Consider the following 24,091-nt stretch of genomic DNA (forward strand, 5'->3'; position numbering starts at 1 on the left):
TAAAAGTAACTATTCTGTTGGTCACTCAGTTTCAATTGAGACTCTAAATTTGTTTGCCTCACCACCTAAGTAGCTTGGCTGTTAGAACTCAATCTGTACGAGTGCCCACACAGATGATTGCTTTATATTGTTAAAGAACGTTGCGACATTGTCGCTAGGGATGCGTATAATACATCCTTTATTTTTCTAGTCAACACTTAATTTTAAACTTTCTTGCGATGATTTAAACTTAAGTTTTACTTAACTCTCTGAGTAGCTCATGCCTCGCTATGCGTTGCGCTCTGCCGTCTCAGTGGGGTCGCATTATAGGGAGAACAGATTTTTACGCAAGTACTTTTTTAAAGAAAAACTAAAAAAACACACTGTTCGGTCAGTATCTGAGCTAAAACTGATAAAACAGCTAGTTTTATAATCAAATCAGGCTTTGCTGGTACTTAAATAAGCGCTACTGTTACACTGATACTATTCATATTGTTTAATTTAAAGGTGCATATATGGCAATACGTTCTTATAAAGGAATAACTCCTGCGTTTAATGATTCTGTTTATATAGACGAGTCGTCTGTATTAGTCGGTGATATCACCCTAGGTGATGATAGTAGTGTATGGCCACTAGTTGCTGCCCGTGGTGATGTTAATCATATTCGTATCGGTAAGCGTACTAATATACAAGATGGCAGTGTTTTACATTTATCAAGAGCGACTAAAAGCAATTCTGAGGGTTACCCACTTATTATTGGTGATGATGTTACCGTGGGTCATAAGGTAATGCTGCATGGCTGCGTTCTAGGTAACCGCATACTCGTGGGCATGGGCGCTATTATTATGGATAACGTGATTGTAGAAGACGAGGTGATTATTGGTGGTGGAGCTTTAGTACCTCCTAATAAGCGTTTAGAGTCTGGCTATTTATATGTAGGTAGCCCTGCGAAACAAGCCCGCCCTTTAACAGAGCAAGAGCTGAGCTTTTTAAAAGTGTCTGCCGATAATTACGTGCAACTTAAAGATGAATACTTAGCTGAAGACGCGAATTAACCACAGCTTTTTTGCTTAATTAAGTAAACTCACTTCTATTTGCCCTGCCGAGTTATAGCTTTCGTCTTCGATTAGCTGCTCGGCACGCTCTTCATAATCAAATCGATATTGTTCAAAATAACGCGTTGCATGACTCTCATCGGCTAAATTTAAACTGCTGACAGCAATCACACACTCAACTAGCATTCCGCTTACTTGTGCAAAAAAAACTAGCTGGTGAGTTGGCTCTCTAAATTCGAGTCGGTCTATAAACTGTATTGCTTGATTCATTTAAGCACTCCCTGCTTTAGTGCAGTAACAATGGGAACAATCTCAGGCATTTTATTTCGCCATACATAATAAGCTTGCGCAGCTTGGCCTACTAACATGCCACTGCCATCTAATAGCTTAGCTGCTTTACTGTGTTCGCTCACCCAATTCATAAATAGCGTATTTTGCGTGGCATAAAACATATCGTAAGCCATTTCACATGCGCTTAAGTGCTTTTCGCTTAACGCAGGTAACTCGTTATTCATGCTACTTGAGGTTGAGTTAATAACTAAATGATAATCGGCAAAAGGAAGGTCGTCAAAACCATACCCCGAAACATTGCCGTGCCCAGTAAAGAGTTTTGCCAATGTTTGGGCTTTGTGTGCCGTGCGATTAACGATAATGATTTCTTTAGGCTGCTGCTCAAGTAAAGGTAAAATAACACCACGAGCAGCGCCACCCGCACCAATGATCAGCAGGCGTTTACCTGTTATTGTTATTTTATTTGCCAGTAAGTCGTTAACAAAGCCTATGCCATCGGTGTTATCACCAAGTAAGGTCCCATCATCGCGCTTTTTAAGGGTGTTTACTGCGCCTGCAAGTTTAGCCACTGGGGTGAGTTCATCGGCTAAAGCAAAGGCCTGCTCTTTAAAAGGAACAGTGACATTTGCGCCTTTGCCCCCTTGCTCAAAAAAAGTAGCGACTGTTTTTTCAAACTCATCGATAGGTGCTAAGATTGCGCTATAGTCGATTTGCTCTCCCAATGACTTAGCAAACTGCTGATGTATGCTGGGAGATTTTGAATGTTTGATTGGATTTCCAAAAACCGCATATTTGTCCATTTTAAACAACCTCTTCGCAGTTTTAGTACTGCCTATTAACGATGATAAAATTATGATTAAAAGACTCTTTTCAAGATCAAAGCCGTCTACAACTACGCAAGCGCCTACTCCAGAGAAAACCCCGTATGAAATCATCGGCGGAGAAGCGCCCACGCGTGCAATTGCCAATAGATTCTACGACATAATGGCCAGCGATGAATACGCTAAACCGTTATATGATATGCATCCTCAACCATTAGATAGAATTCGCCAAGTATTTTTTGAGTTTTTATCGGGTTGGCTTGGTGGCCCAGACTTATTTGTAGAAAAACATGGCCATCCAATGCTGCGCAAACGTCATATGCCATTTCCTATTGATCAAGATTTACGTGATCAGTGGATGTATTGCATGAATAAAACCTTAGACATAGAAATTGATAACCCCGTTTTACGCGAAGGTTTACGCCAATCACTGGCACAGCTTGCCAGTCATATGATTAATCAGCATTAACCTACCTCATTCTTTAATTGGGGATTATTTGCGCTAAGTCAAAACCCGCTTTTCTAAAATAAAGATAATACCCTATTAAATAGTTAGAAAAGCGTGGCGCGTGTGAAATCAATCCAACATAAAATTTATGCTTTGTTAGCATTAACCGGCATTATAGTACTCATAGCCAGTATTTTTAGTAGTGCGAGTCAACAGCGCACGCTCGCACAAGATACGGTGGCAGAAAACATTAAGCTACTTGCCGATAACTATTTTGATTCAATAAACACCATGATGTTAACCGGTACTATGGCTAATCGAGAATTATTGAGCCAAAAGCTACGCAAACACCCTAATATAGAAGATGCTCATATTATTCGCTCCGATATAGTTAATAAACTGTATGGGGCCGGAAATAAAAACCAAACAGCAAGTAATAACAACGAACGCGAAGCGCTGCAAGGCAAAGAAAGTTTATTTATAGAGCAAAGCAATAACAACCGCAGCATGACCTACCTTCGCCCTATGTTTGCGAGCACAGACTACAAAGGTACAAACTGCTTAGGCTGCCATCAAGCGCAAGAAGGCGATGTACTAGGTGTGGTAAAAATTAGCTATTCCTTAGCCGATATTGATAATGAGGTAACTTACAACACCTTAGTAACCACCAGCCTACTTTCTACTATTTTTATTATTGCCTTTGTGCTGCTAGGTATAGTGTTTAGAAAAATATTTATAGTGCGCCTTAAAAAGCTCGGCCATGCAATGCACTTAGCCACTACTAATAAAGATTTAACCTTACGCATTGAAGATAACGCCGAAGATGAACTCGGCTGGCTTGCCACTAGTTTTAACCAAATGATTGCTACGTTTAAAGATAACATTGCTCAGGTATCTCACTCTTCAAAAGTGCTTATTCATTCAGCAGAGAAAATTTATACCTCGGCCGATGCCACTGAGCGCGCTATTTTAGAACAAAAGAAAAGTACCGATTCGGTGGCCGCAGCAATTAATGAACTAGAATGCTCATCCAATGAAGTAAGAAACACCACTCATTTTGCTCAAGAAAAATCTGAGAACAGTAATGAACTAGCACAACAAAGCATGCAGGTTGCTGAGCAAACCGAACTCAGTATCAATCAGTTAGCAGAAGATGTACGCCAAGCGGCAGATCAAGTGAGACAACTACAAGAGCAAACGCTTGAAGTGGGAAAAGTACTTGAGGTGATCAGCAGTATCGCCGAGCAAACAAATTTATTAGCGCTTAATGCTGCCATTGAAGCTGCCCGTGCAGGTGAAGCTGGCCGAGGCTTTGCCGTTGTTGCTGATGAAGTACGTACTTTAGCAACTCGAACTCATGCATCTACTGATGAAATACGTCGCACAATTGATAAGCTGCAGTCAGAAGCCGCGCAAACCGTTAAAACCATGGGGGAGTCCTGTGCAGAGGCAGACGAAAGAGCGCAACAAGTACAGCAAGTTGCACAAGCTTTAAAAGATATTTCAGGGCAAATGAATGAAATAAATGAGCTCAATATACAAATAGCCGATGCAACAGAGCAACAAAACCAAGCTGCTGAAGAAATAAATATAAGTGTTGTTGGTATTAGCGATAACGCCGAGCAATCATTAGTGGATGCGGATGAAAATCAAAAAGTCAGTGAAGAGTTACTCAATTTAGCTCGTTCGTTAGATGAGCAGGTACACAGTTTTAAACTAAAACAATAATTTTAAAAGCCAGTCAATAAGTAGTTTATTGACTGGCGGACAATTTCTAGCCTAGAGCTAACCAATCACGTGGCTTTAAGAAATCTTTATATAGTAATGCCTCTGCACTGTCTTCGGCTGGGGTATAGTTATATTCCCAACGAGCTAAAGGTGGCATCGACATTAAAATAGATTCAGTTCGGCCACCGCTTTGTAAGCCAAATAATGTGCCGCGGTCCCAGACTAAATTAAACTCAACATAACGACCACGGCGATATAATTGAAAATCGCGCTGTTGTTCGGTGTACTTATCGTTTTTGCGACGTTCAATAATAGGAACGTAAGCATCTAAAAAGCCATTACCCACCGATTGCATAAATGCAAAACTTTGCTCAAAACCTAACTCATTCAAATCGTCAAAAAATAAGCCGCCTACGCCGCGAGTTTCATCACGATGTTTTAAATAAAAGTATTCGTCACACCATTTTTTATATTTTGGATATACATCATCGCCAAACGGCTGACACACATCGTGCGCAACTTGGTGCCAATGCACTACATCTTCAAGTACAGGGTAAAACGGGGTTAAATCAAAACCACCACCAAACCACCAAATCGGTTCTTCACCTTCTTTCTCGGCAATAAAAAAGCGCACATTGGCATGGCTTGTTGGTATATGTGGGTTTTTAGGGTGGATCACTAACGATACACCACACGCATGAAAACTGCGCCCGGCAAGCTCAGGTCTATGTGCAGTGGCAGAGCCCGGCATAGAGGCACCAAATACATGAGAGTAATTAACTCCCCCTTGCTCTATCACATTACCATTGGTGATAACGCGAGTACGACCACCGCCGCCCTCTTCTCGCTGCCAGCTGTCTTCAACAAACTGTGCTTTTCCATCAGCCGCTTCTAAGCCTTGGCAAATGGTATCTTGCAAAGCCATAAAGTACGCTTTTACTTGTTTTAATAATTCGCTTTGCATCGTTAACCTCTGAATACATTGCCTGTCATGGCATCTTTAATGGTACTTGGTTGCGTATTACCACCTAATGGTTCATCAACATAAAAACTAACCTGCTCGCCAAACTGCTGCTGAGCTTCAACAATACTTGTTACCGTTTCTTGGCCGGTTAAATTAGCACTTGTTGATACCAGTGGTTTACCAAACTGTTGGCATAAACGTTTAACTGTAGGGTGGTTAGTTACTCTTACTGCAATAGTATCAAACTGCCCTGTTAACCACTTTGGGGTAGACTTAGCTGCAGGCATCACCCAAGTGAGTGCGCCTGGCCAACTTGAAAAAATATCGGCACGTTTATCCATAGGCAGCTTAGCGTCATCGACGTATTTTAATAATTGCCCGTAATTGTCAGCAATTAAAATAAGCCCTTTTTCAACGGGGCGTTGTTTAATACTCAATAAACGTTCCACCGCCTGTTGATTGTCAGGGTCGCAACCAAGGCCATAAACAGCTTCGGTTGGGTATAAAATAACATCGCCTTGTTCTAAGCTAGTTATTGCAGCAGATAAAGAAGAAAGGTCAGACAAAATTGTCTCCAGAGATATTTACGTTATTCAGTGGCAGCAAACTTATGCATACAGCTTTTTTGTGGGCATTGTAACACAACACCACTCGCGGTTTTTTTCTCAGTAACAACTGGCCAGTCACATACAGGACACGCTTGAGCTACAGGTTTATGGTTAAGCGTATATTTACAGCTTGGATAACAGTCGCAAGAATAAAACACTTTCCCAAATTTATTGCTGCGTGAAACCAAGTGGCCTTTTTTACATTTAGGACAACTAATCACAGGCTCTTCACTTGGCGTATCGTCATGCTCACTGGCAATATAATGACATTCAGGGTAACCGGTACAGCCAATAAACATACCGTAGCGGCCATTTTTCACCACCAGCGGCTTGCTACACTCTGGACACTCGCTGTCCTCAAGTATTTTGATTTCATTGCTATCATGATGTGCAAGCGGGCGAATAAAATCGCACTTAGGGTAACTAGCGCAGCCTAAAAAAGGCCCAGATTTACTATTACGAATGACGAGTTCTGAACCACATTGCGGGCATATCTCATATTCTTTTTCTAAGGCGTGTTTATTAGCCGAGAAAAGTGAATGATCGATTTTACTCATGTAAATCCTAGTGGTTGGTGAATTTTCGCCTAATATACCCAAAACCCTTAAAGATACAAGCTATGGCAGTCGGTTTGTTAACGCTGAAAATAATAAAACACGCAATAATGATTAATGTAACACTTCACTGGGCTCATCAAAAATAAGATCTTCCATTTGCTCATACGCCTGCTGAGAATCAGGGGCGTTAAATAACACCATAAGAATTAACCATTTTAAATCTTCCAAAGTAATAGCTGAATTATCAAGCGCCGCTAAACGGTCCATCACCATTTCACGAGTGGTGCTATTAATAACGCCCGTTTGTTCAACAAACATTAAAAAGCCGCGACACTCGGTGTCGAGAACTTGGCACTCACTGTCGGTAAAAATACGCACTGCATGCTGCTCAGTGGCTAATAAATAAGGCGATTCATTGCTGTATTGTAATGCGGCAAGTTGATCTAACCAGTCAATGGCTTTGTTAATTTCGGGTTTGTTAAACCCTGCGCGGAGTAACTCATCGGTAAGTGTGCTTTGCTCAACAAATACATCACTTTCGCTGTGAACATAGTTTTCAAATAAATACATGAGAATATCAAACATATTATCCTCCAGCGCTTAATTTAATATAGCCGTCTAATACACGTTCAATTTGATCGTCTAACTCTAAATCAAGCAATCGCGCTTGTACTTTATCAATTGGCCACTGTACTCGACGCATAATATCGTCCACACTGGTCACCTCAAAACCAATACTGTTAAGCACCTCGCAATCAGAGGTTACAGCATCAGTTAACTCTTTATAGTTTAGACCAGAAGGGTATGAAAAGTTCATCTCATCAAGAATATCGGCGACGTTTTCTACCAGCTTAGCACCTTGCTTAATTAAAAAATGACTTGCTTGTGCCAGCGGGTTTTTAATTGAGCCTGGCACCGCAAAAACGTCTTTATTTTGTTCAAGCGCATAACGTACGGTGATCAGTGAGCCACTTTTAATTTCGGCTTCAACAATTAAAACGCCTAAAGAGAGTCCTGAAATAATACGATTACGCCGTGGAAAGTTATGCGCGTTGGCCGCGGTGCCCGGTAAAAACTCACTTACCAATAAACCCTGTGTTAATACTTGCTCTGTAAGTAACTTATGGCGTTTAGGGTAATAAACATCAACACCAGTCCCTAGTACGGCAATGGTTTTACCATTTCCTGCCAGCGCTCCTTTATGGGCAGCACCATCAATGCCACGCGCCATACCAGAGGTTACTGTTATGCCAGCAAGCGTTAGCTGATGTGCAAATTCTGCAGCAATTTCAAGTCCTGTGGTGGTTGCATTTCGACTGCCAACAATCGCAATTTGTGGAGAAGACAGTAAGCTGATATCGCCTTTACAAAAAAGTAATAATGGCGCACTGGCTATTTGTTTTAGGTGTTCTGGGTAGGTGGTATCAAAAATACTAATAACAATAATATGTTGCTGGCTAATAAGCTGTTCATAATGCGCAACTTGCTGCCAATTTGTATTAAGTAAATTGCTTGCTTGACTCGCTGTTAAGCCCAACATAACCAGCTGGGAATGCGATAAGGAAAACAGCGACTCTAAACTGTGCTGCTTAGAGAGGGCTAATAGCGTTTTTATTCCAAGCCCTTTGCATAAGTAAAAGGCAAGCCAATGATTTAACTTGCCACACGATTGCTCCATGTTCCCTCCTAGAACACCGACTCGCTACTTAATGAATTACTGCCAAATCTCCAATGCGAATTGGGTGCTGATTTTTAGTGATCAGTGCATAACTAACTTTGTCATACACTTTAAAAATAATCATTTCACCAACTTTCTCTGCTGGCATTTTCCAAGTAATGCTATCTTCGTCGCTCTCTGAGCCAAATAATTCGCTAGTAGCCGATACCAATTTTTCTAAACGACTTGAGTCTTCTGTATAACGCGGACCTCGAGCGCCATCAATTACTTTAGGTGATTGACGTTCAATATCAATTACATGACCTACTTCAACTTGTTGTTCAGAGCCTAAGTTTAGCACCACCACATCCATCGTGCTAAATTCTCTCACTTCACGGGGAGAGGCAATTACATGACCCTGCAACGGCTGGGTAGGACGATGCATATTAAAATACACCGGCAGCATCTGTCCTTCCATCGCGGGTAATAAAAAATCACCTTGCTTGATTTCGCGCTTAACTGATTCAACTCTGACTGAGGCAGGTTCACCATTAGCCGCATCACCAGCTCTAAAAGCGCGAGCCATACCCACATAAGATGCTCTACTCGCTAACTCTTCACCGGTATTAGGGTCAGTATAAGGCGCACCTTTATGATAAATAGCATATGCCTGATGACGTTTTAAGTTACCTTTTACATATAAAATATGGTCAATAGTTTGGGTTTTGGTATTTTCGTTGGCGCCCAAAATATAGGGCTTTTCTTTTATGGTATCGCTGTTAATAGCTTGCTCAAACGACAAATACGGTTTAATCAACGCAAGAGGTAAAGTTGTTATCGCATCTTTCCCTTTTGGCGTAATACGTCCCATAGGTGATAGCTTTCGATACGCTTTATTAATCACTAAACGCGGATTACCGTCTGTATCGTAAATTAATGCTAACGCATCTCCCGGATAAATAAGGTGAGGGTTGTCTATTTGTGGGTTCATTTGCCATAGTTCAGGCCATAACCAAGGTTCGTTTAGATATATAGCTGAGATATCCCAAAGCGTGTCACCTTTTTTCACAACATACTGTTTAGGTGCATCTTTTTTTATAGTTAGTACATCTGCCAGCACAGGAAAAGTTGCACTTAATGCAAGTATAATTGCAATTAATGGAGATTTCATTGAGCTTCCTCATAGTGTTTTTTCATTATTATTAACCAAAACCTGTTAAAGGGGAACGTGAATGGCTAAAATAAGAACATACAATACCCTAAATTTAAGCATAAGTGTAAAAGGTAACTATGGCTAGGTTAGAAGTTTTAAGATTTCCAGATGAACGTTTACGTACAATCGCAAAAGAAGTAACTGTTGTTGACGATCAAGTGCGTGAAATTGTCAAAGATATGCTAGAAACTATGTACGATGAAAATGGTATTGGGCTTGCTGCTACACAGGTTGATATTCACCAGCGTATTGTGGTGATCGACGTATCAGAAGAGCGCAATGAACCACTCGTGCTTATCAATCCGCAAATTATCAAAAAAGATGGCTCAACCGTGAGCGAAGAAGGCTGTTTATCAGTTCCTCATTCGTATGCAAAAGTTGACCGTGCAGAAACCGTTACCGTAGCTGCACTGAACGAAGAAGGTAAAGAATTTATTCTTGATGCTGACGAATTATTAGCGATTTGTATTCAGCATGAACTTGATCACCTTCAAGGTAAATTATTTATTGATTATTTATCTCCATTAAAGCGCCAACGCATTCGTAAAAAGCTTGAAAAAGAAGCGAAGTTTGCAGCGCAGTAATAAGCACCTTAGTAAATAATTAGGAAACTCAGTGACACAACCATTACGCATTATATTTGCCGGTACGCCGGACTTTGCTGCACGCCATCTGCAAGCACTCATAAATAGTGAACACCAAATAGTGGGCGTTTACAGTCAACCAGATCGTCCAGCGGGTCGCGGAAAAAAACTAAAAGCCAGTGAAGTAAAAGCGCTTGCATTAGAACATGACCTACCCGTTTTTCAACCGCAATCACTCAAAACAGACGACGCACTTGAAGAGCTAAGCAGCCTCAATGCCGATATCATGATTGTCGTTGCCTACGGTTTAATTTTACCTAAAGCCATTTTAGATGCCCCACGTTTAGGGTGTTTAAATGTACATGGTTCTATTTTACCGCGCTGGCGTGGCGCCGCGCCTATTCAACGTGCTATTTGGGCAGGCGATCAGCAAACCGGTGTAACCATAATGCAAATGGATGAAGGGCTAGATACCGGCGATATGCTGCATATTAGCCGCTGCCCTATTGATAGTGCTGAAACCAGTGCAAGCTTATACACTAAGCTTGCTGAACTCGGGCCTGATGTATTAATCGACACCATAAATCGTTTAGCCAACGGGGACATAACGCCTGAGCCACAGAACGACGCTGATGCCAATTACGCTAAAAAGCTCTCAAAAGACGAAGCCAACATTGATTGGTCTATGGATGCCGAGCAAATCGAGCGTAACATTCGTGCCTTTAACCCATGGCCAGTATGCTTTACCCAAATGCGTGGTAATACGGTAAAAATATACCAAGCAAACGTGGTTGAACAATCAGGCGCAGCTGGCACTGTATTAACAAGTGATAAAAACGGTATCGTTGTGGCTTGTGGTAAACACGCTTTATCTATTGGCGAATTACAACCACAAGGCAAAAAGCCAATGGCAATTAATGATTTTTTAAACGGTCGTAGCGACTGGGTCACACCCGGCACCGTATTAGGCGAAAATAATGAGTAATGTAAGCAATGTCAGAGCGCTAGCCGCTGAAACTTTATATAACGTGGTTGATAAAGGCGCATCGCTTAATCAAGAACTCCCTTTCGCTAGCCAAGGCCTATCTCCTAAAGATAAAGCCTTACTGCAGCAAATTTGCTACGGAGTATTACGTTACTTACCTAGCCTAGAAAATTATTGCCAGCATTTAGTAGAACAACCGCTTAAAGGCAAACGTCGTATTTTTCAGTTTTTATTGTATGTGGGCATTTACCAACTACAACACATGCGTGTACCGCCGCATGCAGCAATTAGCGAAACGGTTAATGCGTTACAACAATTGCGCGCTCTTGGCTTAAAAGGGCTTATTAACGCCATTTTACGAAGCTTTCAACGTCAGCAAGTTGAGCTTGAAGAAAAAGCCAAACAAATTCCGGTATGTTTATACAACCATCCAAACTGGTTTATAAAGCAAGTAAAAGAAGCCTACCCAGATAGCTGGGAAGACATTCTAGAAGCTAATCAGCAACAAGCGCCAATGTGGCTTCGAGTGAATCAATCGCAGTTTAGCACCCAAGAATATAGCGAAATGCTAACCGCTAACGATATTGAACATACTCTAAATCCTGATTTTATTGATGGCATTAAACTAAGCAAACCACGCGATGTGTTTTCACTTCCTGAGTTTGATACCGGTGCCTGTTCAGTACAAGATGCGGCAGCGCAGCTTGCTGCACGCTACCTAGACCCACAAAATGGTGATGCAATACTCGATGCCTGTGCAGCGCCTGGTGGTAAAACCTGCCATATTTTAGAGCTTGCCGACGCAGATGTGCTTGCGCTTGATAGCGATGCCACACGCCTAGAACGTGTTAAACAAAACCTAGAACGCATAGGTTTGGGCGCCGACTTACAATGTGGTGATGCATCGCAACCTCACACTTGGTGGGATGAAGAACAGTTTGATCGTATTTTGTTAGATGTACCCTGCTCTGCAACTGGCGTAATTCGTCGTCACCCAGATATAAAATGGTTACGTCGCGCATCCGACATTAACGATTTATCGACCCTCCAAGGCGATATACTCGACAGCATTTGGCCATTGTTAAAGCCAGGCGGTACATTGGTGTATGCAACCTGTTCGGTGCTTCCTCAAGAAAACCAACAACAAGTTGCTAAGTTTTTAGCTAATAATGAAGACGCAGAGCATATTCCTTTGCACAGCGAAGACACTAAAACCATACCAGGCTTGCAGTTATTACCAGGCGAAAGTGACGGTTTTTACTACGCTAAATTAGTTAAAAAAGCCTAGGCAACACATTTAGCTACTTCAGTTTAGAGGTAGCTAATACTTTGATGTAATTAGTATTAATAATACGGGTACATAATGAAAATAATCATACTCGGTGCTGGGCAAGTTGGCGGCACACTCGCAGAAAACCTAGTGGGTGAACAAAACGAAATAACCGTAGTTGATATCGACGGTAACCGCTTGCGCGAACTGCAAGATAAGTACGATTTACAAGGTGTTGCAGGCCACGGCGCTCACCCTGACGTGTTAAGTCGCGCAGGGGCTGAAGATGCCGATATGATTATCGCCGTAACCAGCTCAGATGAAGTTAACATGGTGGCATGCCAAGTTGCCTACAGTATTTTTAATACACCGACCAAAATAGCCCGTATTCGCTCTGAGCAGTATTTAAAATACCGCGAAAAACTCTTTCATAATGATGACTTACCTGTCGATCATTACATAGCCCCAGAAGCACTCGTTACTAAGTATATTCGCCGCCTAATAGACTACCCTGGCGCATTACAAGTACTGCAATTTGCCGATGGCATGCTCTCTTTAGTGGCTGTAAAGGCCTACTATGGCGGCTTATTGGTAGGCTATGCCCTATCTACACTTAAGCAGCATATTCCTAATGTAGAAACCCGAGTAGCCGCTATTTACCGTCAAGGCAAGGCAATAAAACCGCAGGGTACCACCGTAATAGAAGCCGACGATGAAGTATTTTTTATTGCCGCAACCAAACACATTCGTGCGGTAATGAACGAGCTACAAAAGCTGGAACGCTCGTATAAAAAAATCATGATTGCCGGTGGCGGTAATATTGGTGCAGGCCTAGCCCGTTCACTGGAAAGAAACCACAGCGTTAAGTTACTAGAGCGAAGTAAAGAGCGTGCCGAACAACTCTCTGAAATGCTCGACAACACCGTGGTATTTTGTGGTGATGCATCCGATCAGGAGCTGCTCTCTGAAGAACACATTGAACAGGTTGATGTGTTTATTGCCGTTACCAACGACGATGAAGTAAATATAATGTCGGCTATGCTCGCAAAACGCATGGGGGCACAAAAAACCATGGTACTTATTCAACGAGGCGCTTACGTTGATTTAGTACAGGGCGGCGAAATAGATATTGCTATTTCACCACAACAAGCGACTATTTCTGCATTGCTGACTCACGTGCGCCGTGGTGATATTGTAAACGTGTACTCGTTGCGTAAAGGGGCTGCAGAAGCCATAGAAGCGGTTGCCCATGGTGATGAAAATACCTCTAAAGTGGTAGGTCGCGCAATTGCCGATATTAAATTGCCTGCAGGTACCACAATAGGTGCAATTGTGCGAAATGACGATGTACTCATTGCCCATGACGATACAATTATTTTGTCAGGCGATCATGTAATCATGTTCTTAATTGATAAAAAGCACATTAACGTGGTTGAAAAGTTATTCCAAGTTAGCGCAATTTTTCTGTAATTAAACGGCTCGAGTTAAGTAATCACCAACAAAAAAGCCGCTGACTATTAAGCGGCTTTAGTGGAGTATGATGGGTTAATACTTATTGTACTCTTGCAAACTCTTCTTTAGAAAGCTCACCATTTCCGTCGGTATCTAAATCCTCAAAAATGTTCATTAGCTGTTTATTAGCGGCGGCTTCCTGCTGGCTAATTACACCATCGCCATTACTGTCAAAAGAGGCAAAATCTACTGCTGCATAGGCCGCTGATGATGACGCTAATACTAAAATCGCAAGTGTTGTGTTTAATGCTTTCATAATAAGTCTCCTATAAGAGGGAAATCCTTTTCTGAGATCCCTGTGCAATGAAAAAAGTCAAAAATTAAAAGTTTGCAAACTCAGCTTTAGAAAGCTCACCATTACCGTCAGTATCAAGCTCAGTAAATGCGGCTGTTAAATCAGCGTTTACAGCGGCTTCGCTTTGACTAATAGCGCCGTTACCATCAGTATCAAGCGTGTCAAAGTCGCTTGCTGCAAAAGCAGCTGATGAAGAAGCAAGAGCGATAAGTGCGAATGTTTTATGTAATGTTTTCATAATTTAATCCTTCAAAATGTAATGCAATGGTCTATCAAAAAATTGTGTCTGGCTATCACGGTCCTTGTTATTCTCTTTCATAGGCTTCCTTGCCTATTTAGGTTGTCTTTGGCAACTCAGAATATACTTAGCCTTGTCTTATGCTTTCGAAAGCTCTTCTTTTGATAGCTCACCGTTTTGGTCAGTATCAAGCTCTGAGAACATGCTCATTAGCTTTGCATCAACCGATGCTTCGCTTTGGCTAATAGCACCGTTACCGTCGGTATCAAGTGTATCAAAATCGCTGGCAGCAAAAGCTGCTGATGAAGAAGCAAGAGCGATAAGTGCAAATGTTTTGTGTAATGTTTTCATAATGAGTATTCCTTAAAATCGTTTAAATAATGGGGGAGCTTTTAACTCCCAAAACTTTAATAGCTTAGGGTTATGCTTTAGAGAACTCTTGTTTTGATAACTCACCGTTTTGGTCAGTATCAAGCTCTGAAAACATGCTCATTAATTTTGCATCAACCGATGCTTCGCTTTGACTGATTGCGCCGTTGCCGTCAACGTCTAGCGTGTCAAAGTCGCTTGCTGCAAAAGCGGCTGATGAAGAAGCCAATGCGATAAGTGCTAAAGTTTTATTAATGCTTTTCATAATCAATCTTCCTTCAAAGTTTATGTTTTATGCGATTAAGTGTTTTACTTTAAATCACGTTTCGTTCAATACAGCCTGACTATTACAACTTCGATGCCAATAATATAAAAACCATATTTTTCAATAAATTAACCAAAACCTAGCTGAAAATAGCGCTATTTAACTCGTTATTTTGTTGCTTTTTAGCAACAGTAGATGAGGCGATAAAATTAAAACAATAAAAATCAAAGAGTTGAGTTTAAGGAAAACACCACACAGTCGGTGAGCAACCGCTAAAAAAGAGGATTAAATAAACAAAAAGGAGGAGGAATTGAGTTTAATTTTGTTATAAACAAAAAATTAGAATTAAAAAACAGCTTTAACCCACTGTTTTTAATTGATTTATAAAATAAATTTAAAATGGCTTTTAAAAAACACAACAACACACCGCTATTTGTTGCAAAAGAGCGAAAATGTTAGGGCTTGTTGACCTTTTAGGATTGTAAAATGTTCAACTTCGAAAGATAACAGGTCTTATACAATTTCAACTTCAAGTGCACTAGGGTCAATGAAGTGATCCCCCATCAGGGCTTTCATTTGCTCTTCACTGGCAAATAATCGAATTCCGCAATATATGCCCTTAGCATGTTTTTTCACACTGCATATTTGCCCTTCGTGCTTTGTATCTTCATCAAACACTACGATGCAACGCATATCTTTAATGTCGTCGATTTCTTGGGTTGTTTTAATATCAAACATAACACCCGTTAACGAAATATCTTTTATAACACCTTCAAAGGAAGGGCGATCATCCGATAATTTTAACTTAGCAGGAAACAACGTGGGTATACGCGCTTGCGAGCGCAGTTCAAATAGCTGTACTTGTGAAGGATAGTCGATAAACAATAACTTAGCCGGGTGAGATGCTACAGACATAAGCTGCTGACGAAACGCTAAAACATGCCCACCACTGCCCTCTATAAGCGCTCTTACCACCACCATCACACCATCGCGTAAATAATCACTTGCCATGGGGAGCCTTTTTGCATTGGGGTAATTTAAAATAATAAACTTATTTTCTAATAAGCCTATAAACTCTGTTTTTACGCGTCGGCTACTCGTGGGGGTGAGGATTTCTAAATCAACTATGCCACCCGTGACGATTTGGTTTAACTTTTCCAAATTGGTTTTTCGCATATTTCCTTCCTAATATTTAAAACGTTATCCACGCCAAAATGTTGGAGTAAATAGCACGAGTAAGGTAAATATCTCTAAACGGCCAAATACCATTGCCACGGTTAATATCCATTTTGCAGCATCGGTAATAGCGCCATAATGAGAAGCAACATCACCTAAACCAGGCCCAAGGTTATTTAAACACGCTGCCGTTGCTGAGAATGCCGTTATATTGTCTAACCCGGTGCCCATTAACGCTAACATAATAATAATAAAGACTAGTGCATAAGCCGAGAAAAAACCCCATACCGCTTCAACTACTTTATCTGGTAGCGCCTTTCGTCCTAACTTTATAGAGTATATAGCTCGAGGATGCACTAAGCGGTTTAGCTCTCGCACCCCTTGTAGATAAAGTAAAAACACGCGCACAACTTTCATACCGCCGCCAGTTGAACCAGCACAGCCACCAATAAAACTAGAGAATATTAATAAAATAGGTAAAAACAAAGGCCAAGCAGAAAAGTTATCTGTGGCAAATCCTGCGGTGCTGCTTATAGATACAGCTTGAAACAATGCCTGATCGAGGGTTTCATCGCCATTGGCATAAACATCGTGAGATGAAAGTACCGTGAAACAAATCACCACCAGCGCGAGCTGAATACATAGAAACACTTTGAATTCAGGGTCACGAATGTAGACACTAATATTACGACTCGCTACAGCAGCATAATGCAGAGAAAAGTTAATGGCTGCGATAATTAAAAAGAACACACAAATAAAGTTAATTACTGGGCTATCAAAATGCCCCATTGAAGCGTCATAAGTAGAAAAACCACCAATGGCCACCGTAGAAAAAGCATGGCAAATTGCATCAAACCAATTCATGCCAGCACTCCAATACGCCAAAGTACATGCCAGGGTAATAGACACATAAATATACCAAAGGTGTTTAGCGGTGTCGGCTATACGCGGGGTCATTTTGGAATCTTTTACGGGGCCTGGAATCTCAGCCCGATACAACTGCATACCACCTACGCCAAGCATTGGCAGGATTGCTACCGCTAATACAATGATCCCCATACCACCAAACCACTGTAATTGTTGGCGATAAAACAAGACCGATTTAGGCAGATACTCTATGCCGGTCAGTACGGTAGCCCCTGTTGTGGTTAAGCCAGAAAAGGCCTCAAACACGGCGTCGGCTAAAGAGAGGTTGGGTTCTTGTAAAAATACCAGCGGTAAGGAGGCAAACGCGCCTAGTACTAGCCAAAACAAAACCACGATTAAAAAGCCTTCGCGGGCTTTTAAATCGCCATGCTCATGCCTATTTGGGTAATAAGCCATTAAGCCAATAACAACACTGAATATAAAGGCTAAAACAAACGGCACCCCTCCACCATCTTTATAAATTAAAGACACTAGCGCTGGTGGCACCATAGTAATACTGAATAGCGCAACCAATTGGCCAAGAATTTTTATGATGGTACGAAATTGCATTGAGCGTATCGCTTTTTTATTAGTAAATTAAAATAACTACTGTATGACTCGAAATTTAATGTTTAATCATTAAATGGGATGAATGTAAGACTATTACTCTTTGATTGTTAACTCAACTGCGCCGTGGCTTAAATCAAAAATATCTTTGATGGCTTGCTGCGCTTGGCGACTATCAATGGTAATAGTCCACTCAATATTTGCAGTAAACTGCTTTTCAATATTAAGTACCTGAAAGTTCGTTTTTAAATGTTGCTCTATCGCCCCTTGCATACTGTATTCACTAAAGCCCACCAGCTCAGCGCTCGGCACTTTCACCACGGTTTGTAGTTTTGCTAAGGCATTATTGAGTGAACCACCATAAGCACGCACCAGCCCACCCGTACCGAGCTTTATACCTCCAAAGTAACGTGTTACCACAGCGGTCACTTCACCTAAGCCTGAGCCCACTAGCACATTGAGCATGGGTTTACCGGCGGTGCCATTGGGCTCCCCGTCATCAGAAAAGCCATAAACATGGCTGCCCCCTGGGTTACCTGCAACATGTGCCCAGCAATTGTGGCGTGCATCACTATATTTTTCTTCAATATTTTTAATAAAGGCTTTCGCAGCATTTAGATCGGACGTGTGACCTATATGAACAATGAAGGTACTTTTTTTAATTTCTTCTTGATGAAATACAGCTTCGGCTGGGTATTTATATTCAGACATAGCACTTACTTAGGCTTTAATTAAAAAAATGGGGCCAAAAGGCCCCTTTGTATCCGTTTATTTTAGCGCGTATTGACTAACTCGTCTTTAATAAGGATTTAGTCGAGTAATAAATTACGCGTCATATTTTCTAGGCTATCTTCGTGAACAATAATATTGTCCTCGATACGAATACCGCCAAAAGGTTTAAACGCCTCGACCTTTTCCCAGTTAATAAACTGCTTATTGTCTGTTTGTGCTAAATCACCCAATAAAGAGTCAATAAAGTACAAACCTGGCTCAATAGTAAACACTTGGTTTTTCTCAATTAAGCGAGTACAGCGCAAGAATGGATGACCCTCTGGTGGCGCTTGATGTGCCCCTGTTTCATCACGCATAAAACCACCCACATCGTGAACCTGTGCACCTAAATGATGCCCGAGTCCATGCGGGAAGAAAGTTGAGGTAATTTGACGCTCAACAATTTCCGCTGCAGGTAGTTTAACAATATCAAAATCACTTAATAGCTGAGCAATACGGTTATGACAATCAATATGCAGATCGCCATACAGTAAACCTGGCTTTAAGCTTTTTCCTAACTCAATTTGATGCGCTGTCATAGCGTTAACTAAGTCAGCAAACTCACCCTGCTTTTTAAAGTCGTAGGTACGGGTAATATCCGCAGCGTAACCATTAAAATTAGCGCCCGCATCAATTAAAAATGAATTATGCGTTTGTGGTGCTTTTGGCTCAAAATGGGTGTAGTGCAAAATAGCGCAGTTTTCGTTAAGGGCCACAATGTTGCCATATGGCATTTCGTTTTCACTTTGACGCGTTGCCATTAAGTAAGCTTGCTGAATATCAAACTCGCTACCACCATTAAAAAACGCATCACGCGCTGCTTTATGGCCATCAACCGCAATACGGTTCGCATTACGTAAACACTCAAGTTCATATTGCGTTTTATAAGCACGGTGGTAATGAATATAGTTAAGTACTGGCTCAGGGTTCATAATACTAAAACCAAGTGCTTGTGCTACTTCGAGATACTCACCAATGTAGGCAAATTTAGCTTTATCGTAAGGTAGTAGCTTTTCAACCTGATCAGGTTGTAATAACAATTCAATATCGAAATACTCTGCCCAAAAATCTCTTGGCTCATCAGGTACTTTATGCCAAAAATCAATTGGGCGATAAAAAATAAGTTTTGGCTTATCGCTACCATTTACCACAATCCAGCAATGTGGATTATCAATAACCGGTAGCCACGCTTTAAAATGAGGGTTAACTTTAAACGGGTAATACATATCATCTAAAAATTGGCGCTTAGCTTGGCCTGAATGAATGACTAATCCTTCTAACCCTTCTTGCTCACAAATAGTACGTGTACGCTGCTGCAATGTTGCAATATGTTCGGCGTATAAAACGGCTAATTTTTCCATAATAAACCCATCTGTTAAATTTAACTTGCTTTGAGTCTACCACTTATACACAAAGCGCTCAAAAAAGAGGGATACTTACTGTGTAAATATCCCTCTGTGGTTGTAGATTTATTTTTACTATCCGCCCATCGTCATTTCTAATATGGGGGCTAGAAGGTTTCCCTCCCGACCAAGGCGAGTATGATAAACCTGCCGATAAGCAAATACATTTTTTACATAATCTCGGGTTTCTCTGTAAGGAATAAGTTCAACCCATAGCTCAGCCGGCATTGCTTCTTCTGGTAACCAACGCTTAATACGATGATACCCAGCGTTATAAGATGCTGTAGCTAACACCTCATTGCCGTGGTTTTTCTTTTTTAAATACTGTAAATAACGAGTCCCAAGACGAATGTTGGTTTTTGGTTGATACAAACGACGATTAGAAACCGTGCCTTTATTAATATACTTTGCCGTACTCGGTAATAGCTGCATTAACCCGCGTGCATTTGCATGGGAGCGCGCATCAGGTGCAAATGAGCTTTCGCGACGTGCAATAGCAATACTCCAAGTTAGGTCAATTTTGCTTCGCTTGCTGTAACGCTCAAACATTTCTTGAAATGCAAAAGGGAAACGCAAATCCACATAATCCCATGCTTTTATTTTTGCTAGGGTGAATATAGTACTATCAAACCAATCCAGCTCGGCTGCAAGTACCGACGCAGCTAATTTTTCATCATCAGCTGAGGTATCAGTTAAATAATTCCACTCGCGTCGAGCAGCAGTAAAGCGCTCTAACTCATACAAGGCTTTGGCACGCTTAAAGCCCGGTGCGTTACTCACTCTTGTTACTAAAGCTTGATTTACATTAACGGGCAACTCATTTAAATCAACCGGTATGCCCAAACGTGCAGCGGCTAAAAAGCCGTAATAATCACGATTAGCGGCCACTTTAGTCCAAATTGCCTTGGCTTTTTCATGATCTGCGCGTTTGTCATAACTATAAGCAAGCCAATACTGTTGCCCTAAGCTAAGATTTTCTTTACCTGTAAAAAATGCCGCAATTCCCTCCCAATCTTGGGTTTTGAGTAGATTAGCTAACTGCCATTGCATTAATTTACGATCTTGGCGCTCTTTGGGTACTTTATTTAAATAGAAGCTAGCTTGGCTATGGCCGCTCGACGCCAATGAAAGCGCAAAGGTATAATATACATCCGCTTTTTCATCATCAGTGTAATCAAATAACCCCTCAATTTTTTGCCATGCCTTTAATGCCAACTCTTTATCACGCCAAATTAAACGCTTAATACCGTAAAGCGCTATTTCACCCTCTTTCACTGTTTTGCGCTTATAACGGTATAACCCCGCCGCTGCACTTGGGTCACGTCTTACTTTTGAGTATAAATCGGCTAAGTAGCGCTCATTGGCTGGCAACAATGTTTTTAAATAAGGCAGTAAACGATAAGACCCACCTTGTGCCGCTAAAGTGACACGTTGCCAAACAACATCGGGCGTTAAATAACCATTTTGACGCCAGCGTTTAAAAAGGCCATCGCATTCACTTGGCTGCGACTCACCCACTGTCCATAAGTCGGTTACCTGATTGAGTATTGCTTTTTTAGGCGCACCAAGATCAAGCTGAAAAGTAAGGTGGGTACAAGTAAGCTCACTGTCAGAGGTTTCACGGTAGTTTTTAATAAACGCTGCTTTTTGATTTCTGCGTTTTAAATAGTTTAACCATGCTTTACGCACTGGCCACTCTAATGGCGTATGTTCATAAATAGTGAGAAAATTTTCTATCTCTGTTTGGTGGGCTAAGCTTGGGTAACGTTCCCAATAGGCTTTTTCAACATACGGTTTAAGCGGATGAGACAATGAATCCACCGCTTCTTTAAAATTTTGATAATTGCCATAGCGCGCCTGTTTTTCAGCGTCTAAAAATGCATCAATATCAGTTTTCGCGTTGGCAGAGGTAAAAGAAATAAATAGAGTCGCTGCCGCTACGCTTAATAAGTATTTTTTCATAATGTCCTTTAGGGCATAGTAACCTTCAAGGCTGACGAAGTGTGGCGAAGAGTAAGTAAACAACAGCACATACACAGCTGTACTATTTATTCTAATAAAACCCAAGCTATGAACACTAAGACAGCGCAATAAAATGAATAAAGAAAACTTTCAAACCCACCTTAGCACCAAACCAGCTATATTTTAACCAGACGTTTGTAACCAAGATAAATTTTTCGTTGCATTTTTAATTTAAAGCAAGCACACTGGTCTGAATATGAACTCATCGTACCAGTCTTAGTTCATCAACTAGGGAGAATAATAATGTTATATAAAAGCGATTCCTTTGAAGTTAGCTTCGTGAAGGAAAACATCGCCGAGTTTAAGTTTTGTGCTACAGGTTCTGTAAACACATTATCTCAACAAACTCTTTCAGATTGCGCGGCAGCATTAAAAGAATTAGCCGCTAACGCTGATATTAAAGGCATGATTTTTACCAGTGATAAAGACCACTTTATTATTGGTGCAGATATCTTCGAATTTTTACCTACTTTTACTAAACCTGAAACAGAATTAGTAACGTGGATCAAAAATGCAACTGACGTTTTTGATGCAATTGAAGATTTACCATTCCCAACACTAAGTGTTATAAACGGCTTGGCGCTTGGCGGCGGCTGTGAGTGGGCACTTGCTACCGATTATCGTGTTGCAAGTGACTCAGCAAAAATGGGTTTACCAGAAGTTAAATTAGGCATAATGCCTGGATTTGGCGGCACAGTGCGCCTTCCGCGCATTATTGGCGCCGATAACGCGATGATGTGGATCACCACAGGTAACGAAAATCGCGCAGCTGATGCCCTTAAAGTAGGTGCGTTTGACGCAGTAGTTAGTGCCAACAAACTACAAGAGTCAAGTATAGCAACATTAGAATTAGCAATTGCTGGCAAGCTAGATTGGCAAGCAAAACGTGCTGTAAAATTACAACCGCTTAAATTAAACCGTGTTGAGCAAGGCATGAGCTTTGCAATGGCAGAAGGTATGGTAATGGGTAAAACCAAAGGCCACTATCCTGCTCCAGTTATGGCAGTTCGCACTATTAAAGCCGCAGCAAACAGCTCACGCGCCGAAGCAATGGCAATTGAAAATGCCAACTTTGCAAAACTAGCACGTACTAGTGAAGCTGCTGCTCAAACGGGTATCTTTTTAGCAGACCAATACATTAAAGGTAAAGCACGTAAATTTGCTAAACACAGCGATGTAGAAATTAAACAAGCGGCAGTATTAGGCGCAGGTATTATGGGTGGCGGTATTGCATACCAGTCTGCTTATAAAGGCACACCAATCATAATGAAAGACATCCAACAGGATGCACTTGACTTAGGTATGGGTGAAGCGTCTAAGCTATTAGGTGCAAAAGTGAAGCGCGGCCACATGCCGATGGAAAAAATGCTAGCAACGCTTAGCAAAATCAAACCAACGCTTAACGATGCAGACCTACAAAACGCCAACATCATTGTTGAAGCCGTAGTAGAAAATCCTAAAGTGAAGCAAGCCGTACTTGCTGATCTTGAAAAGAATATGCCAGAAGGCACGGTACTGACGTCAAACACATCGACTATTTGTATCGACCTACTTGCAGAAGCGCTTGAAAAGCCAGAAAACTTCTGTGGTATGCACTTTTTCAATCCAGTACCAAAAATGCCATTAGTTGAAATTATCCGTGGTGCAAAAACCTCAGATAAAACGATTAATGCCGTGGTTGATTACGCACTTAAACTAGGTAAGTCACCGATTGTTGTTAACGATTGCCCTGGCTTTTTTGTAAACCGTGTTTTATTCCCTTACTTTGCTGGCTTTAGCAAATTAGTGGTTGAAGGCGCTAACTTTGCAAAAGTAGATAAAGTAATGGAAAACGTATTTGGTTGGCCTATGGGCCCGGCGTACCTACTTGATGTAGTCGGTATTGATACGGCTTATCATTGTACTGGCGTAATGGCAGACGGTTTCCCTGAGCGTATGGCACGTGCAGATAAAGACCCAGTGACTGTTTTTGCTAACGAAAAACGTTTTGGTCAAAAGAACAAAGCAGGTTTCTATAAGTACGAAACAGATCGTCGCGGTCGTCTTAAAAAATCACATGACCAAACAGCGATTGAACTACTTGCACCAATTACAGACGCACCAAAAGAATTTGATAAACAAGAAATCATTGACCGTTGTATGATCCCAATGATCAACGAAGTACTACTTTGTTTACAAGAAGGCATTGTTGCTTCTCCTCAAGAAGCTGATATGGCACTTGTATACGGTGTTGGTTTCCCTCCATTTAGAGGCGGCGCGTTCCGTTACTTAGATCAAACAGGTTTAGCTAACTTTGTTGCAGCAGCAGACAAATACGCTCACCTAGGTGCGATTTACCAAGTATCAGAGCAAACTCGCAAGTGGGCTGAAGAAGGCCGTGTTTTCTATAAGGTGGAAGGTTAATATC

The 24,091-nt window shown here is 41.3% G+C and carries 25 protein-coding genes; 8 read left to right on the plus strand and 17 right to left on the minus strand.

What is annotated here, in order from left to right:
• Nucleotides 1-494: 494 nt before the first annotated feature.
• Nucleotides 495-1,034 carry a gamma carbonic anhydrase family protein gene (locus ACTRWE_RS10210; protein WP_462879950.1) on the plus strand — a complete coding sequence of 180 codons (540 nt, stop codon included), beginning with the start codon at nucleotides 495-497 and terminating at the stop codon, nucleotides 1,032-1,034.
• A gap of 15 nt (nucleotides 1,035-1,049) precedes the next feature.
• On the opposite strand, the gene ACTRWE_RS10215 is transcribed toward ACTRWE_RS10210, so the two are convergent.
• Nucleotides 1,050-1,304, minus strand: coding sequence for a DUF1488 family protein (locus ACTRWE_RS10215; protein WP_013463676.1), 255 nt, complete (start codon nucleotides 1,302-1,304; stop codon nucleotides 1,050-1,052).
• A complete protein-coding gene (aroE, locus tag ACTRWE_RS10220) occupies nucleotides 1,301-2,125 on the minus strand; it encodes a shikimate dehydrogenase (protein ID WP_462879951.1) in 825 nt (274 codons plus the stop codon). The genes ACTRWE_RS10215 and aroE overlap by 4 nt, the downstream gene beginning before the upstream one ends.
• Nucleotides 2,126-2,177: 52 nt before the next feature.
• On the opposite strand from aroE, the gene ACTRWE_RS10225 reads away from it, so the two are divergent.
• Nucleotides 2,178-2,615 carry a group II truncated hemoglobin gene (locus ACTRWE_RS10225; protein WP_013463674.1) on the plus strand — a complete coding sequence of 146 codons (438 nt, stop codon included), beginning with the start codon at nucleotides 2,178-2,180 and terminating at the stop codon, nucleotides 2,613-2,615.
• A gap of 102 nt (nucleotides 2,616-2,717) precedes the next feature.
• Nucleotides 2,718-4,322: a methyl-accepting chemotaxis protein gene (locus tag ACTRWE_RS10230; protein ID WP_462879952.1), complete on the plus strand. Its 1,605-nt coding sequence runs from the start codon at nucleotides 2,718-2,720 to the stop codon at nucleotides 4,320-4,322.
• 46 nt (nucleotides 4,323-4,368) lie between these two features.
• Here ACTRWE_RS10230 and hemF read toward each other — a convergent pair whose 3' ends face one another.
• The 6 genes from hemF to ACTRWE_RS10260 form a co-directional block, all read right to left on the minus strand.
• On the minus strand, nucleotides 4,369-5,286 hold the full coding sequence (hemF, locus tag ACTRWE_RS10235) for an oxygen-dependent coproporphyrinogen oxidase (RefSeq protein ID WP_013463672.1): 918 nt from the start codon (nucleotides 5,284-5,286) through the stop codon (nucleotides 4,369-4,371).
• Between the two features lie 2 nt (nucleotides 5,287-5,288).
• Nucleotides 5,289-5,852 carry an L-threonylcarbamoyladenylate synthase type 1 TsaC gene (tsaC, locus tag ACTRWE_RS10240; RefSeq protein WP_033102908.1) on the minus strand — a complete coding sequence of 188 codons (564 nt, stop codon included), beginning with the start codon at nucleotides 5,850-5,852 and terminating at the stop codon, nucleotides 5,289-5,291.
• A gap of 23 nt (nucleotides 5,853-5,875) precedes the next feature.
• Nucleotides 5,876-6,451, minus strand: a complete 576-nt coding sequence (locus tag ACTRWE_RS10245) for a DNA topoisomerase family protein (protein ID WP_013463670.1) — start codon at nucleotides 6,449-6,451, stop codon at nucleotides 5,876-5,878.
• A gap of 111 nt (nucleotides 6,452-6,562) precedes the next feature.
• A complete protein-coding gene (locus ACTRWE_RS10250; RefSeq protein ID WP_462879953.1) occupies nucleotides 6,563-7,036 on the minus strand; it encodes a DUF494 family protein in 474 nt (157 codons plus the stop codon).
• Between the two features lies 1 nt (nucleotide 7,037).
• Nucleotides 7,038-8,129 (minus strand): DNA-processing protein DprA, encoded by a 1,092-nt coding sequence (gene dprA, locus ACTRWE_RS10255; RefSeq protein WP_462879954.1) that lies wholly within the window; start codon nucleotides 8,127-8,129, stop codon nucleotides 7,038-7,040.
• A gap of 28 nt (nucleotides 8,130-8,157) precedes the next feature.
• Nucleotides 8,158-9,279 (minus strand): LysM peptidoglycan-binding domain-containing protein, encoded by a 1,122-nt coding sequence (locus tag ACTRWE_RS10260; RefSeq protein WP_462879955.1) that lies wholly within the window; start codon nucleotides 9,277-9,279, stop codon nucleotides 8,158-8,160.
• Between the two features lie 119 nt (nucleotides 9,280-9,398).
• On the opposite strand from ACTRWE_RS10260, the gene def reads away from it, so the two are divergent.
• The 4 genes from def (at nucleotide 9,399) to trkA (ending at nucleotide 13,630) form a co-directional block, all read left to right on the plus strand.
• Complete coding sequence (gene def / locus ACTRWE_RS10265; protein WP_013463665.1) at nucleotides 9,399-9,905, plus strand: peptide deformylase; 507 nt, start codon at nucleotides 9,399-9,401, stop codon at nucleotides 9,903-9,905.
• A gap of 31 nt (nucleotides 9,906-9,936) precedes the next feature.
• Entirely contained in the window at nucleotides 9,937-10,890 is a 954-nt protein-coding gene (gene fmt / locus ACTRWE_RS10270; RefSeq protein WP_462879956.1) for a methionyl-tRNA formyltransferase, read from the plus strand.
• Nucleotides 10,883-12,178: a 16S rRNA (cytosine(967)-C(5))-methyltransferase RsmB gene (gene rsmB, locus ACTRWE_RS10275; RefSeq protein WP_462879957.1), complete on the plus strand. Its 1,296-nt coding sequence runs from the start codon at nucleotides 10,883-10,885 to the stop codon at nucleotides 12,176-12,178. Before fmt ends, rsmB begins: the two co-directional genes overlap by 8 nt.
• 75 nt (nucleotides 12,179-12,253) lie before the next feature.
• Nucleotides 12,254-13,630, plus strand: a complete 1,377-nt coding sequence (gene trkA, locus ACTRWE_RS10280; protein ID WP_054202928.1) for a Trk system potassium transporter TrkA — start codon at nucleotides 12,254-12,256, stop codon at nucleotides 13,628-13,630.
• An 82-nt stretch (nucleotides 13,631-13,712) separates the two neighbouring features.
• Here the strand turns inward: trkA and ACTRWE_RS10285 are convergent, their stop codons facing one another.
• From ACTRWE_RS10285 to ACTRWE_RS10325, 9 genes are all read right to left on the minus strand, one after another.
• Nucleotides 13,713-13,928 carry an EF-hand domain-containing protein gene (locus ACTRWE_RS10285; RefSeq protein ID WP_462879958.1) on the minus strand — a complete coding sequence of 72 codons (216 nt, stop codon included), beginning with the start codon at nucleotides 13,926-13,928 and terminating at the stop codon, nucleotides 13,713-13,715.
• A 64-nt stretch (nucleotides 13,929-13,992) separates the two neighbouring features.
• Nucleotides 13,993-14,205 (minus strand): EF-hand domain-containing protein, encoded by a 213-nt coding sequence (locus ACTRWE_RS10290; RefSeq protein WP_462879959.1) that lies wholly within the window; start codon nucleotides 14,203-14,205, stop codon nucleotides 13,993-13,995.
• A gap of 138 nt (nucleotides 14,206-14,343) precedes the next feature.
• Complete coding sequence (locus ACTRWE_RS10295; RefSeq protein WP_462879960.1) at nucleotides 14,344-14,556, minus strand: EF-hand domain-containing protein; 213 nt, start codon at nucleotides 14,554-14,556, stop codon at nucleotides 14,344-14,346.
• A 70-nt stretch (nucleotides 14,557-14,626) separates the two neighbouring features.
• Complete coding sequence (locus ACTRWE_RS10300; protein ID WP_013463658.1) at nucleotides 14,627-14,839, minus strand: EF-hand domain-containing protein; 213 nt, start codon at nucleotides 14,837-14,839, stop codon at nucleotides 14,627-14,629.
• A 513-nt stretch (nucleotides 14,840-15,352) separates the two neighbouring features.
• The gene (locus ACTRWE_RS10305; RefSeq protein ID WP_064663327.1) at nucleotides 15,353-16,015 is read right to left on the minus strand and encodes a flagellar brake domain-containing protein; all 663 of its coding nucleotides are present in this window, start codon (nucleotides 16,013-16,015) and stop codon (nucleotides 15,353-15,355) included.
• A 24-nt stretch (nucleotides 16,016-16,039) separates the two neighbouring features.
• A complete protein-coding gene (locus ACTRWE_RS10310; RefSeq protein ID WP_273001557.1) occupies nucleotides 16,040-17,491 on the minus strand; it encodes a TrkH family potassium uptake protein in 1,452 nt (483 codons plus the stop codon).
• Between the two features lie 93 nt (nucleotides 17,492-17,584).
• Entirely contained in the window at nucleotides 17,585-18,199 is a 615-nt protein-coding gene (locus ACTRWE_RS10315) for a YigZ family protein (protein ID WP_033102901.1), read from the minus strand.
• A gap of 98 nt (nucleotides 18,200-18,297) precedes the next feature.
• Nucleotides 18,298-19,620: a Xaa-Pro dipeptidase gene (gene pepQ, locus ACTRWE_RS10320; protein WP_013463654.1), complete on the minus strand. Its 1,323-nt coding sequence runs from the start codon at nucleotides 19,618-19,620 to the stop codon at nucleotides 18,298-18,300.
• A gap of 117 nt (nucleotides 19,621-19,737) precedes the next feature.
• Nucleotides 19,738-21,624, minus strand: coding sequence for a lytic transglycosylase domain-containing protein (locus ACTRWE_RS10325; RefSeq protein ID WP_462879961.1), 1,887 nt, complete (start codon nucleotides 21,622-21,624; stop codon nucleotides 19,738-19,740).
• A gap of 303 nt (nucleotides 21,625-21,927) precedes the next feature.
• Between ACTRWE_RS10325 and fadB the strand changes: the two genes are divergently transcribed.
• Complete coding sequence (gene fadB, locus ACTRWE_RS10330) at nucleotides 21,928-24,087, plus strand: fatty acid oxidation complex subunit alpha FadB (RefSeq protein WP_462879962.1); 2,160 nt, start codon at nucleotides 21,928-21,930, stop codon at nucleotides 24,085-24,087.
• Nucleotides 24,088-24,091 lie beyond the last annotated feature (4 nt).

Source organism: Pseudoalteromonas sp. G5_S1_54_S4, from assembly GCF_054968565.1.

Coding starts and splice junctions, on each gene's coding strand:
- ACTRWE_RS10310 (WP_273001557.1), bottom strand. CDS start 17,491: ATGCAATTTCGTACCATCATAAAAATTCTTGGCCAATTGGTTGCGCTA.
- ACTRWE_RS10325 (WP_462879961.1), bottom strand. CDS start 21,624: ATGAAAAAATACTTATTAAGCGTAGCGGCAGCGACTCTATTTATTTCT.
- ACTRWE_RS10260 (WP_462879955.1), bottom strand. CDS start 9,279: ATGAAATCTCCATTAATTGCAATTATACTTGCATTAAGTGCAACTTTT.
- ACTRWE_RS10300 (WP_013463658.1), bottom strand. CDS start 14,839: ATGAAAAGCATTAATAAAACTTTAGCACTTATCGCATTGGCTTCTTCA.
- ACTRWE_RS10215 (WP_013463676.1), bottom strand. CDS start 1,304: ATGAATCAAGCAATACAGTTTATAGACCGACTCGAATTTAGAGAGCCA.
- pepQ (WP_013463654.1), bottom strand. CDS start 19,620: ATGGAAAAATTAGCCGTTTTATACGCCGAACATATTGCAACATTGCAG.
- ACTRWE_RS10290 (WP_462879959.1), bottom strand. CDS start 14,205: ATGAAAACATTACATAAAACATTCGCACTTATCGCTCTTGCTTCTTCA.
- ACTRWE_RS10210 (WP_462879950.1), top strand. CDS start 495: ATGGCAATACGTTCTTATAAAGGAATAACTCCTGCGTTTAATGATTCT.
- fadB (WP_462879962.1), top strand. CDS start 21,928: ATGTTATATAAAAGCGATTCCTTTGAAGTTAGCTTCGTGAAGGAAAAC.
- hemF (WP_013463672.1), bottom strand. CDS start 5,286: ATGCAAAGCGAATTATTAAAACAAGTAAAAGCGTACTTTATGGCTTTG.
- ACTRWE_RS10250 (WP_462879953.1), bottom strand. CDS start 7,036: ATGTTTGATATTCTCATGTATTTATTTGAAAACTATGTTCACAGCGAA.
- def (WP_013463665.1), top strand. CDS start 9,399: ATGGCTAGGTTAGAAGTTTTAAGATTTCCAGATGAACGTTTACGTACA.
- ACTRWE_RS10245 (WP_013463670.1), bottom strand. CDS start 6,451: ATGAGTAAAATCGATCATTCACTTTTCTCGGCTAATAAACACGCCTTA.
- dprA (WP_462879954.1), bottom strand. CDS start 8,129: ATGGAGCAATCGTGTGGCAAGTTAAATCATTGGCTTGCCTTTTACTTA.
- ACTRWE_RS10315 (WP_033102901.1), bottom strand. CDS start 18,199: ATGTCTGAATATAAATACCCAGCCGAAGCTGTATTTCATCAAGAAGAA.
- ACTRWE_RS10295 (WP_462879960.1), bottom strand. CDS start 14,556: ATGAAAACATTACACAAAACATTTGCACTTATCGCTCTTGCTTCTTCA.
- ACTRWE_RS10285 (WP_462879958.1), bottom strand. CDS start 13,928: ATGAAAGCATTAAACACAACACTTGCGATTTTAGTATTAGCGTCATCA.
- ACTRWE_RS10305 (WP_064663327.1), bottom strand. CDS start 16,015: ATGCGAAAAACCAATTTGGAAAAGTTAAACCAAATCGTCACGGGTGGC.
- aroE (WP_462879951.1), bottom strand. CDS start 2,125: ATGGACAAATATGCGGTTTTTGGAAATCCAATCAAACATTCAAAATCT.
- rsmB (WP_462879957.1), top strand. CDS start 10,883: ATGAGTAATGTAAGCAATGTCAGAGCGCTAGCCGCTGAAACTTTATAT.
- trkA (WP_054202928.1), top strand. CDS start 12,254: ATGAAAATAATCATACTCGGTGCTGGGCAAGTTGGCGGCACACTCGCA.
- ACTRWE_RS10225 (WP_013463674.1), top strand. CDS start 2,178: ATGATTAAAAGACTCTTTTCAAGATCAAAGCCGTCTACAACTACGCAA.